Origin of the sequence: Nitratireductor thuwali, from assembly GCF_036621415.1 — a bacterium.
Classification (GTDB): Bacteria; Pseudomonadota; Alphaproteobacteria; order Rhizobiales; family Rhizobiaceae; genus Chelativorans; species Chelativorans thuwali.
The window spans coordinates 673,465-685,336 of sequence record NZ_CP030941.1; the positions used below are offsets into that span (position 1 = coordinate 673,465).

8 protein-coding genes and 1 riboswitch are annotated in these 11,872 nt (G+C 62.6%); of the genes, 2 read left to right on the plus strand and 6 right to left on the minus strand.

The genetic code is table 11. The features are described 5' to 3' along the window. The first annotated feature begins 5 nt into the window (after positions 1 to 5). Positions 6 to 677 (plus strand): glutathione S-transferase family protein, encoded by a 672-nt coding sequence (locus NTH_RS03220; RefSeq protein WP_338528652.1) that lies wholly within the window; start codon positions 6 to 8, stop codon positions 675 to 677. A gap of 90 nt (positions 678 to 767) precedes the next feature. On the opposite strand, the gene preA is transcribed toward NTH_RS03220, so the two are convergent. Together preA and NTH_RS03230 are read right to left on the minus strand one after the other, a co-directional pair. Then, positions 768 to 2,081 (minus strand): NAD-dependent dihydropyrimidine dehydrogenase subunit PreA, encoded by a 1,314-nt coding sequence (preA, locus tag NTH_RS03225; protein WP_338528653.1) that lies wholly within the window; start codon positions 2,079 to 2,081, stop codon positions 768 to 770. 11 nt (positions 2,082 to 2,092) lie between these two features. Further along, positions 2,093 to 3,445 (minus strand): NAD(P)-dependent oxidoreductase, encoded by a 1,353-nt coding sequence (locus NTH_RS03230; RefSeq protein WP_338528654.1) that lies wholly within the window; start codon positions 3,443 to 3,445, stop codon positions 2,093 to 2,095. Between the two features lie 245 nt (positions 3,446 to 3,690). Between NTH_RS03230 and NTH_RS03235 the strand changes: the two genes are divergently transcribed. Next, positions 3,691 to 4,464, plus strand: a complete 774-nt coding sequence (locus NTH_RS03235; protein WP_338528655.1) for a VOC family protein — start codon at positions 3,691 to 3,693, stop codon at positions 4,462 to 4,464. Between the two features lie 125 nt (positions 4,465 to 4,589). On the opposite strand, the gene NTH_RS03240 is transcribed toward NTH_RS03235, so the two are convergent. From NTH_RS03240 to NTH_RS03255, 4 genes are all read right to left on the minus strand, one after another. Then, positions 4,590 to 7,280, minus strand: coding sequence for a dipeptide ABC transporter ATP-binding protein (locus NTH_RS03240; RefSeq protein ID WP_338528656.1), 2,691 nt, complete (start codon positions 7,278 to 7,280; stop codon positions 4,590 to 4,592). A gap of 37 nt (positions 7,281 to 7,317) precedes the next feature. Next, positions 7,318 to 8,475, minus strand: a complete 1,158-nt coding sequence (locus tag NTH_RS03245) for an ABC transporter permease (RefSeq protein WP_338528657.1) — start codon at positions 8,473 to 8,475, stop codon at positions 7,318 to 7,320. Positions 8,476 to 8,483: 8 nt separating this feature from the next. Further along, positions 8,484 to 9,521: an ABC transporter permease gene (locus NTH_RS03250; RefSeq protein WP_338528658.1), complete on the minus strand. Its 1,038-nt coding sequence runs from the start codon at positions 9,519 to 9,521 to the stop codon at positions 8,484 to 8,486. An 81-nt stretch (positions 9,522 to 9,602) separates the two neighbouring features. Beyond that, complete coding sequence (locus NTH_RS03255) at positions 9,603 to 11,252, minus strand: ABC transporter substrate-binding protein (protein WP_338528659.1); 1,650 nt, start codon at positions 11,250 to 11,252, stop codon at positions 9,603 to 9,605. A 308-nt stretch (positions 11,253 to 11,560) separates the two neighbouring features. After that, positions 11,561 to 11,766, plus strand: a riboswitch (cobalamin riboswitch). The last annotated feature ends 106 nt before the right edge of the window (positions 11,767 to 11,872 follow it).

The window sequence follows — 11,872 nt, forward strand, 5'->3', positions numbered from 1 at the left end:
TCTGCATGGCGCAGAAGCTTACCCTGATATCCCACGATCTTTGCCCCTTCGTACAGCGCGCAGCAATCGTCCTGAAGGAGAAGGACGTCCCCTTCGAGCGCATCGACATCGATCTTGAGAACAAGCCCGATTGGTTTTTGACGATATCGCCGCACGGCAAGGTCCCGCTTCTCAAGGTGGACGAGCAGGTTCTTTTCGAAAGCGCGCCTATAGTCGAGTATCTCGACGAGACAGAAGCGCCGCGTCTGCACCCGGAAGACCCAGTTGCCCGCGCGCGCCATCGCGCGTGGATCGAGTTCGGTTCGGCAGCGCTCGGGGATATCTGGGCGCTGGAGACGACCGGCGACCAAGCGGCCTTCGACGCAGCCGTGAAGGGACTCAAGCAAAAATTCGCCCGCATTGAGACCGAGTTGAGCGATGGGCCTTATTTCGCCGGTGAGAAATTCGCGGTGGTCGACGCGGTCTTCGCGCCCGTCTTCCGCTATTTCGACCTGATCGACACCATCACCGATCTCGGCGTCTTTGACCGGCTGCCCAAGGTCGAGGCATGGCGCAAGGCGCTCGCAGCACGCCCTTCCGTACGCGAGGCGGTGCTGCCCGACTATAGCGACCGCCTGCGCCGCTTCGTGCACAAGAAGGGTGGTGTTCTGGCGGGACTGGACAAGCTCGCCGCCTGAGGGCGCAACCGCAGGGCGACAGGGCAGTAGGCAAGAGGGAGCGCCGCGGACGGCCGCGACGGAAACATATTGCCCTGCTGCCTTGTTCCCTTATTCCGCCGCCACCTTGGCCGCCGGATTGTTCGGGTGCGTCGTCCAGTTGGCGTATTCGCCCGCCACAGTCTGCCCCGTCCGCTTGTCCAGGCTGCCGGCCGTGAGCGGCACCATCTCGATGCAGCCCTCCACCGGACATACATTGACGCAGAGATTGCAGCCCACGCACTCCTCCTCGATCACTTCGAAGCGTCGGGCGCCGTCGACCATTGCCGTGATCGCCTGATGCGAGGTGTCCTCGCAGGCAATGTGGCAGCGCCCGCATTTGATGCACAGATCCTGGTCGATCCGCGCCTTGGTGACATAGTTGAGGTTGAGATACTGCCAGTCCGTCACGTTGGGCGTTGCGCGACCGATAATGTCGTCCAGCGTGGCATGGCCCTTCGCATCCATCCAGTTTGACAGCCCGTCGACCATCTCCTCGACGATCTTGAACCCATAGGTCATCGCCGCGGTGCACACCTGCACCGTTCCGGCTCCCAGCGCCAGGAACTCCGCCGCATCCCGCCAGGTCGTGATGCCGCCGATCGCCGAGATCGGCAGCCCCGCCGTCTCCGGATCGCGGGCGATATCGGCCACCATGTGCATGGCGATCGGCTTGACCGCCGGCCCGCAATAGCCGCCATGAGAGCCCTTGCCGTCGATGGTGGGCTCGGGCGCAAAAGTGTCGAGATTGACGGCGGTGATGGAGTTGATCGTGTTGATCAGCGACACCGCGTCCGTGCCGCCCGCATACGCCGCCCGCGCTGGTTTGCGCACATCGGTGATATTCGGGGTCAGCTTGGTGATGACAGGCATGCGCGTGTTCTGTTTGCACCAGCGCACCACCATCTCGACATATTCGGGCACCTGGCCCACGGCCGAGCCCATGCCGCGCTCGCTCATGCCGTGCGGACAGCCGAAATTCAGTTCTATGCCGTCGGCCTCCGTCTCCTCGACCAGTGGCAGGATCGCCTTCCAGGCTTCCTCCTCGCACGGCACCATCAATGAGACGACAAGCGCCCGGTCCGGCCAGTTCTTCTTGACCTGCTTGATCTCTCGCAGGTTCACATAAAGGTCCCGATCGGTGATGAGCTCGATATTGTTGAGCCCCAGAAGCCGCCTGTCCGCGCCCCAGATCGCGCCGTAGCGCGGGCCGTTGACATTGACCACGGGCGGCCCTTCCTCGCCCAGCGTCTTCCACACCACGCCGCCCCAGCCCGCCTTGAAGGCACGCTCGACGTTGTAGGCCTTGTCGGTGGGCGGCGCGGACGCCAGCCAGAAGGGGTTCGGCGATTTGATGCCTAGAAAATTGCTGCGTATATCGGCCATGGGTTTGCTCCTCAGCCCATCAATGCTTGATGGATGCTCTCCGCCGCGTCGCGCCCCTGGGCGACGGCGGATACGGTCAAATCGTCGCCGCCGGCGATGCAGTCGCCCCCGGCCCAGACCTTCGGCAGCGATGTGCGGCCTTCGCCATCGACCCTTATGCGGCCGCCCTCGATCGCGATTGCGGCACCGCTTCCATTGAGCGCCCCGGCCTCGAAGGATTGACCGATCGCCTTGAACACCTGGTCGACTCTGAGCGTCAGCGTCTCGCCGGCACCCTCAAGCCGCCCATCGACAAGCCGCGTATATTCCAACTCAATGCCGGTGACCCTGCCGTCCTCCACATTCACCCGCTTCGGCTGCAGCCAATGCCTGATGATGACGCCCTTGGACGCCGCCAGATCCTGTTCGTACACCGATGCGTTCATGTGCTCGCGCCCGCGGCGGTAGCAGATAGTTACTTCCTCGGCCCCGAGAAGCCTCGATTGTATGGCGGCATCGATGGCCGTCATGCCGCCGCCGATGACGACGACGCGGCGGCCTATCGGCAGTTCCGAAAGGTCCTTCGCCTGCCGCAGCGTAGCGATATAATCGACGGCGTTGCCGACGCCATCAGCCTCCTCGCCTTCCGCCCGCAAGGCGTTGACGCCCGCCAACCCCATGCCGAGGAAGACGGCGTCATGCTCGGCCGCGAGCTGGCTCAGCGAAAAGTCCCGCCCCAACGCCTTGCCGTTGACGATCTCGACTCCGCCGATGGCCGTCACATAATCCACCTCGTGCTGAGCGAAATCCAGCGGCGTCTTATAGGCGGCGATACCGTATTCGTTCAGCCCGCCCGCCTTGGGTCGCGCCTCGTAGATCGTGACGTCGTGGCCGTGCATAGCGAGGCGATGTGCGCATGCAAGGCCTGCCGGCCCCGCACCGACCACCGCCACGCGCTTGCCTGTAGGCGCTTGTCTTTCGTAGAACTGCTTGCCCGCCATCATCGCCGCGTCGGTGGCGAAGCGCTGCAATTGCCCGATCTTGACAGGCTTGCCCTCCGCCTCCTCGCGCACGCAGACCTCTTCGCAAAGCGTCTCTGTCGGGCACACGCGGGCGCACATACCGCCCAGAATGTTCTGGTCGAAGATGGTCTTCGCCGCGCCCAGCGCATTGCCGGTAGCTATTTCGCGGATAAACAGCGGTATATCGATGGAGGTCGGGCATGCGTGCATGCAGGGCGCGTCGTAGCAGAAGTAGCACCGGTCGGCCTCGACCAGCGCTTCATGCCGGTCGAGCGGCGGATGCATATCCGCAAAATTGTGCGAATAGTGCTCAGGCGAAAGGCGCCCGGGCACGATACCGTCAGCATATTGACGATCAGTCATTCCGTTCCCCTTGCTCTTCTTGTTGGGGAAAGGCTAGCGCAACTTTATTTTTTTATCAATCGGTCAAATTTCTCCTAAGCGGCTGAGCTACATCGGAAACTAGACTCATATCATCATGTTTTACCGTCTCATTCACGCGATTGGCTGTCGGTTTGCCACCTTCTCGATCGTCCTATGATGGCAATGTACAGTCTTCACGCGGCTATGCCGTTCGCGACAGACAGCAGAATGCAAGGAGAAAGACGATGCCATTCTCTCCCAGATCCTTCTTTTGGTATGAGTTGATGACGTCCGACATGAAGGCGGCCGAGGCCTTCTACTCGGGTGTGGTAGGCTGGCGCGCCGAACCCTGGGCCAAGCCCGGCAGCCCGCCCTACACGATCGTGAATGCAGGAGATCGCGGCGTCGGTGGGATCATGGACATGCCGGAAGAATATTGCCAGTCAGGCGGCCAGCCCGCGTGGTTTGGCTATATTCGTGCCGACGACGCCGATGCGGCGGCAGAAGGCGTGAAGAAGGCCGGCGGCACGGTGCACCGTCCGCCGACGGACATTCCCGGCGTCGGCCGCTTCTCCATCGTCGCCGATCCACAGGGCGTGACCTTCATGCTGTTGCAACCCGACGGGCCGGACCAGCCGCCTGTACCGGCCGCAACGCCCGGCCACATCGGCTGGCACGAACTCTACACGACGGACTGGCAAAAGGCCTTCGACTTCTATTCCAGCCAGTTCGGCTGGACCAAAGGAGAGACAATGGATATGGGGGAGATGGGGGTATATCAGCTATTTGCAGCCGGCGGCGAGCCGGTGGGCGGCATGATGAACAAGCCTGAGCAGATCCCCGCCCCCTTCTGGCAGTTCTATTTCAACGTAACCGCCATCGACAAGGCCGCCGAGCGCGTGAAGGCGAATGGCGGCCAAGTCCTGATGGGGCCCATGGAGGTGCCTGGCGGAGCGTGGATCGTGCAGTGCCTCGACCCCCAGGGCGCAGCCTTCGCCCTGTCCGCGCCGAAGCGGTGATAATGATGCGATCTCAAGAGGTTGAGCGAGCAATCGGAATCGGTCTGGGAATGATGCCAATAGGCTCGCCGATTGCATGTCGACATTGCCGCTGGTGAACCTTTGATGATTGAAGGTCGCGGTCCTCACTTCTTCTTCGCCAGCGCCTTGGCCTGCTTCACCCAGTCCTCGCGCTCAATGCGCCCTTTGAACCGCAGGTGCTCGTCCACCCACTGGCGCTCGGCCTTCTTCCAGGCGGCAATCTGCGCATAGGTGTAGATGCCGAGCTCGTTGAGCATGGCTTCCAGCTTCGGCCCGATGCCGGAGATCAGCTTCAGATCGTCGGGTCGACGCGGCTTGCGCATGCCGGGCGGGCGAACCCCGCCGACAGGCGCTGCGCCTATCAGCCGCCGCGCTTGCGCAGGGGACGAGGCGGCCTTCACCGGCCGGTTCTCCGCCCGCTCGCGCACGGCCTTGCCTTTGCCGCCGCCGCGTTTGTCCTTTCCGGTCGTCCCTGGATCGACGCGCATCGAAGCGGCCTGCCGCGCGCTCCCCACCTCCCCCTGCACGACCTTGGGAGACGAACTGCCGGGCGTGGCCGATAGCGACTTGCCAGAGTCCTTTGTTTCGGCTTTCTTGCTCCGGGCTATGGTTTTCGGTTCGTTGGCACCACCACTTGCGGTCGCCTCTCCAGCTGTCGCACTCGCGGCCGCACGTCCGGCGCTCTTGGGTTTGCCATCGAAGCTGATGACCGGCTCCATCCGGGCCAGGTCCTCGTCCTCCAGCCAGCAAAGGCTGCGATGCCCATTGCCCAACTCCTTCAGCGGCGGCACTTCCGTATCGCACAGATTGCCCGGCACCAGATGCTTATAGCCGCAGCGCGTCTGGAAGGGACACCCCGTCGGCGGGTTCATCGCGGACGGGATATCGCCTTCAAGAACGATGTGCTTCTTGCGCACCGACGTGTCCGCAATCGGGATCGCCGAAAGCAGCGCCTCCGTGTAGGGGTGGTAGGGAGGCGCGAAAATCTGGTCGGTTGTTCCCTGCTCGACGATGTAGCCCAGATACATCACCACGACCCGGTCGGCGAGATAGCGCACCACCGACAAGTCGTGACTGATGAACAGCATCGTCGTCTTGTTCTTGCGCTGTATGTCCATGAGCAGTTCGGTCACCGCCGCCTGCACGGAGACATCGAGCGCCGATACCGGCTCGTCGGCCACCACCACCTTGGCATTGCCTGCGAAAGCACGGGCGACGCCGATGCGCTGCTTTTGGCCGCCGGAGAGCTGACGCGGCATACGGCTTGCGAAGGCGCGGGGAAGCTTCACGAGGTCAAGCAGTTCCAGCATGCGTTGGGTGCGCTCGGCGACGCTGTTGCCCACCTTGAACTTCTCCAGCGTACGGATGATCTGTGAGCCGACCGAATGGCTGGGGTTCAGCGTGTCGAACGGGTTCTGGAACACCATCTGAATGCCCGCGACAGTCTCCGTATCGCGATCTTCCACCGGCACGTCGTGGATCGGCACATTGCCGAGCAGGACTTCGCCCTCGGTGGCCGTCTCCAGCCCCAGAAGCACCTTGGCCAGCGTCGACTTTCCGCATCCCGATTCACCGACGATCGCCACCGTCTCAGCCTCGCGCGCCTCGAAGCTAATCTGCTCATTGGCCTTGACCGTCCGCGTCTCCGAGCCTCCGAAGATCGCATTGGCGGCCACCTGATAGTACTTCTTCAGGTTTTCGATCTTCAGCATCGGCTTGCCCGGTTCGACGCACTCCTTCACCGTCGTTGCGCCCTCCGGCAGCGCGTCCCAGTCGATCTCGTCGAAACGCACGCAGCGCGAATGGTGCCCTTCATGGCCGCCGACGGTAACCATGGGTATCTCGGCCACATCGCACACACCCTCGACGAAATGCTGGCAGCGCGGAGCAAAATTGCAGCCCCTGGGCCTTTCGTGGGGCAGCGGAAGCTGGCCGGGAATGGCAATCAGCGGCCGCGAGTTCTTGTCGGCGCCGGGCAGCGGGATGGAGCGGAACAACCCCTGCGTATAGGGATGGCGCATGCGGTCAAACACATCCTCGATGCGCCCCGTCTCCACCGCTTCGCCCGAGTACATGACCGTGATGCGGTCGCAGGTCTCCAGGATCAGGCCGAGATTGTGCGACACGAAGATCATCGACGTGCCGTATTTTCTGCCGAGGCCCTTGACCAGTTCCACGATGCCGGCTTCCACCGTCACGTCGAGCGCCGTCGTCGGCTCGTCGAGCAGGAGAAGCGCCGGCTTGGAAAGCAGTGCCATGGCGATAACGATCCGCTGTTGCTGCCCGCCCGAAAGCTGGTGCGGATAGGAGCGCATGATCCGCTCCGGGTCCGGCAGGCGCACCGAGGCCACCATCTCCAGCGCCCGGTTCCAAGCCTCATCCTTCGACACCTTGTCGTGGATGAGCGGCACTTCCATCAGTTGACGGCCGATCTTCATGGCCGGGTTCAGGCTCGCCATCGGCTCCTGATAGATCATCGCGATCTGGTTGCCGCGAATGTGGCGCAACTCCTCCTCGCTCAGTTCCGCCATGTCGCGGCCCTTGAACTTGATGCGGCCGCCGACGATTTTGCCGACATTGGAGAGATCGCGCATGATGCCGAGCGACACGGTGGACTTGCCGCATCCCGATTCGCCGACGATGCCCATCGCCTCCCCCGGCATCACCTTGCAGGAAAAGTCCATCACGGCCGGAATCTCGCCGGCCCGCGTGAAAAACGAGATGGAAAGGTTCTCGATCTCCAGAATGGGCTCGCCCGCTTCCTGCGTCCGCTCGCTGCTGATGGCTTCGTTCATGGCGTAGCTCTCGTTCCGTTAAACCGTCGTCCCCGCATCAATCCTTCAGCGACTGTTCGCGCAGCGCGTCGGCGAGCAGGTTCAGGCCGAGCACGAAGGACATGAGCGCAAAGACCGGTGGCAGGGCTGGATGGATATAGGCACGAAGGAGCCGGCTCGATTCCTTGATGCCGGTGCCCCAGTCCGGGCTTTCCGGCGCCAGCCCCAGGCCGAAATAGCCGAGCGTGCCCAGAAGGATTGTCGTATAACCGATCCGCAGGCAGGCATCGACGATCAGCGGGCCCCGGGCATTGGGCAGCACCTCCCACAGCATGATGTACCAGGGGCTCTCCCCGCGCGTCTGAGCGGCGGCCACATAGTCGCGCGTCTTGATGTCCATGACCAGGCCGCGCACGATGCGGAAAACGCCGGGCGCCGAAGCGAAGACCACTGCCACGAATATGTTGAGCTGGTTGGCGCTGATCGAAATGATGCCCAGCGGGTCGGCGTCGAAGACAAGCCCGAGATATACCCAGCCGCCGATAAGCAAGGTCAGCCCAAGCTGCATGACAAGCAGTCCCGGCCTCGCTGCAAAGCGCGTGTAGAACAGCGTGCCGAAAAATATGAGCGGAAAGACGAAGAAGAAGCCCGCCAGCCACTGCGGAATGGCGGTCTCGCGGATGCCCGGCGTCACCAGCAGGTAGAACAGCAGGATGACGGGGAAAGCCAGCACGAGATTGGCCAGGAACGACAGCACGCTGTCCACCCGGCCGCCATAATAGCCGGCCGGCAGGCCCAGCGTCGTGCCCACCATGAGCGCGAACATGGTTGCCGCCGGCGCGATGATGAGCACGATCTGGCTGCCATAGACCGTACGCGAGAAAACGTCCCGCGCCAGTCGGTCGCCGCCGAACAGGAAGGGCTGGCCTGTGCCCGGCTCGATGCTGCCGGGCAGTGCGTTCTTCATGACCGCTATCTGCTGCAGCGGATCGAAAGGCGAGACCACATCCGCGAAGATGGCAGTGAACAGCCAGAAGAAGCAGATCATCACGCCCGCCACGCCCACACTGGTGTCGAACAGATGACCGTAGAGGCCGAGCCTCTTCTTGTACCGCAGGCTCAGGAAGAGCACGATGCCGAGCGCCAGCCAGACCGGCCAGAAACGGGCCAAGACGCCGAGGATGATGCCGAAGACGCCTATGGTTTCAAGCTGCATGGCCGCCTCTATTGCACGCGGATACGCGGATTGAGCAGTGCATAGCCGACATCGGATACAAGCTGCGTCGAAAGCACGACGAAAACGGACACGAGCGAACAGGCGAGCAGGAGATCGATGTCGTTATTGCCCGCCGCCTCCACCAGCGTGAAGCCGAAGCCCTGGTAGCGGAACATCACCTCAACGATCACCACGCCGGTCAAGAGCCATGGAAACTGCAACATGATCACGGTGAATGGCGCAATCAGCGCATTGCGCAGCGCGTGCTTGAGAACCACCGCGTTGAAGCCCAGGCCCTTGAGCCGGGCGGTGCGGATATACTGCTGCGTCATGACCTCGACCATGGAGGCGCGCGTCATCCGCGCGATATAGCCGATGCCGTAGATGGCCATGGTCATGACCGGCAGGGTAAAATTGTAGAAGGTTATGCCCGTATTGGTGGCCGAGGCGGCCGAGCCGTTGAGCCAGCCAAGCCAGGAGGCGAAGATGACGGTGAAGATGACGCCCGAGATGTATTCCGGCGTCGCCGTGGTGGTGATCGAAGCGACCGAGAGCGTCCTGTCGGTACGGCTGCCCTCGCGCATGCCGGCCAATACGCCGATCAGAAGGGAAACGGGCACCATCACCGCCATCACCCAGAACATCAGCAGGCCAGTGGCGCCGAGCGCGGGAACGAGCTTGTCGGCAACCGGAACCTTGAACTTGGTCGAGCAGCCGAAATTGCCCTGCAAAATCCCTGCAAAACGCGCTTCCGCCGGCTCGTTGCAATAGGAAAAGCGCGGGCTCGAAATCCCCGTCTGTGGATCGACATTCGGTTGCTTCGGCACCACGCCCAGCCACTGGCCGTAGCGCACGAAGAAGTTCTGCCGATAGCCGTTCCGCTGCAGCCAGCTTTCCAGGTCTTCCGCCGAAGAACGCATGTCGAGCTGGCTGATCGCCAGCTTCTTCAGATTCGGCTCCAGATTGACCAGAAAAAACACCACCAGCGACAGACACAGCATCGTCAGCGCCATGACACCAAGGCGGCGAAGAATGAAGCTCAGCACTGTTTCCCCTCACCCCGTTCGGAGTTGTTGTTTATTATTGATCGTTGCGGGAGGGGCCGTCGCCGGCCCCTCCCTTGCGTCCTACTCGTCGAGCCACACGTCGTGCAGGTCGATCTCGAAGGTCTGATGCATGCCGTGGTTCTTCACCGCCGGCACCGAGTGGTTGTAGAGCTTGCGCCAGTAGGGCTGGATGATGATGCCGGCATCCTGGATGTGCTGCTGGATGTCCTTCATCACCGTGCGGCGCTCGTCCGCGTCCGGCATGGTCAGCGCCTTTTCGATCAGCGCATCGAGTTCGGCGTTGGAATAGGCGGTCTCGTTCCAGGCCTCGCCCGTGCGGTACGCCAGGGCGACCACCTGGATGCCGAGCGGACGCATGTTCCAATTTGTCATGGACCATGGATATTTCGTCCAGTCGTTCCAGAAGGTAGAGCCCGGCAGCACCTCGCGCTTCACCTTGAACCCTGCCTCGCGGATCTGCGCGGCAATGGCATCGCCCGTATTCTTGTGCCAGTCCTCGTCGACCGTGATGAGCACGTGCTCATGATCCATCTGGCCGGCCTCTTCCATCAGCGCCTTGGCCCGATCGACATCACGCGTGAAGGGCGCGAGTTCGGCATATTCGGGGTGGATGGGGCAGACATGATGGTTCTCCGCCGCCTCGCCGGCATTGTCGTAGCCGAGGGCAAGAACGGTGGCGGGGTCGACGGCAAGCTGCAGCGCCTTGCGCACGCGCTGGTCTTCATACGGCGGATTGCCGACATTGGTGCGGGCGACGATGGTCGCCGCCGTCACCACTTCCGATCTCTCCAGTCCCAGCCCGTCAAGGATGTCGATATAGTCGGCGCTGGTCTCGTAGTTCGTATGCACCTCGCCGGATTCGAAGGCCGAGACCATGGTCGAAGGATCGGTGCCGTAGTCGATGAACTCGATACCGTCGAGATAAGGTTCGCCGCCCCACCACTGGCCGTTCTCGCGCCGCTTGAGCACGACCCGGTTGCCCACCTCGTAGGAAACCAGCTCGAACGGGCCGGTCCCGATTGGGTTGGCGACGAAATCGCGCCCCGTCTCGTCGAAACTCGGGTGAACGATCAGGGCCGGGTAGTCGACGAAGCCGGCGATGATGGAGATATCTGGCTCCGGCAGCACCAGCTTGACCGTGTGGTCGTCCACCTTCTGGATGGCGCCCTCGCGCGCCTTCTTCGTTTCCGGATCGATGACGCTGGCCATGCGTGCGGCCATCGAGTTGCCCTCGACGGACTGGTCGCACCAGCGGTTGAGGTTGTAGATCACGTCGTCGGCGGTGAAGGCGTCGCCATTGTTCCAAGTGACCCCCTGGCGCACGTTCAAAACATACTCGGTGGCGTCCTCATTGACTTCCCAGCCTTCCAAAAGCCGGCCTTCGAAGGTGAAGTCGCGCGTATACTTGACCAGGGGCTCCAGCGTCTGGCGCATCGCATTGGCGATTTCCGACCAGTCTGCGGTCATCGGATCCTTGTTTTCCTTGATCCACATGGCGACCTTGAGCACGCCGCCCCGCTTCGGCTCCTGTGCCACCGCCCGCGTCGGCGCCGCCATGCCCAGCATGGCGTAGGCGCCCGCCGTCGTCGCGCCGAAAGCGCTCGCCAGCGCCAGGAACTCGCGACGGTCCAATGCTCCGGATTTGGCCTCCTCGGCCAGCGCGGCAATGCGTGCCGGCACGCTTCCACTGTTGCTCTTGAAGAATCTCATCGACCCACTCCCATTTCCTGCCTGTTTCGCATGCCCGTGTGACATCTGCCTGCCGGGTTAGCATTCCGCATCGAAACGCCGATGTCAAAGAAGCTTGCCCCACTGGATATGCTGGATTGACGGCTCCAGTCTGCGGTCAGATTGCTGCATTGGATGCGGTATTGAAGGCGGAGAATGCGACAAGTTTGACGCAAAAGCGATAGCCGAAGGAGAATCTGCGATATTTTGGGCAGACCCGGTCGAAGCGCCGGTGCGAAAGGCGTATGCCAGCCGTCGCTTCGATTGACGCTGTTGGCGCGCCTTGCTAATCGTCTCGCTCTGCCTGAGGTGCCCCGTCAGCCATCTGCCGGGGTAAAAGGGAATACGGGCGACGCATCACGCGTCGGGGCCGTAGCTGCTCCCGCAACTGTAAGCGCCGAGGCTTTCCTCACATGCCACTGGGCAGTTCTGCCTGGGAAGGCGGGGAAGCCGAAGACGCGCGAGCCAGGAAACCTGCCTCGGGCCGTCACCTGCCGGATGCGGGAAGCTTCCGGGGCTGTGGTTTTCGCAGTGGTGGCGTTTCGTCATCGCTGGTGGAGACCGGGCGGGCGCCCGTTCCTTCCAGTACCTCTTGAGCCGTT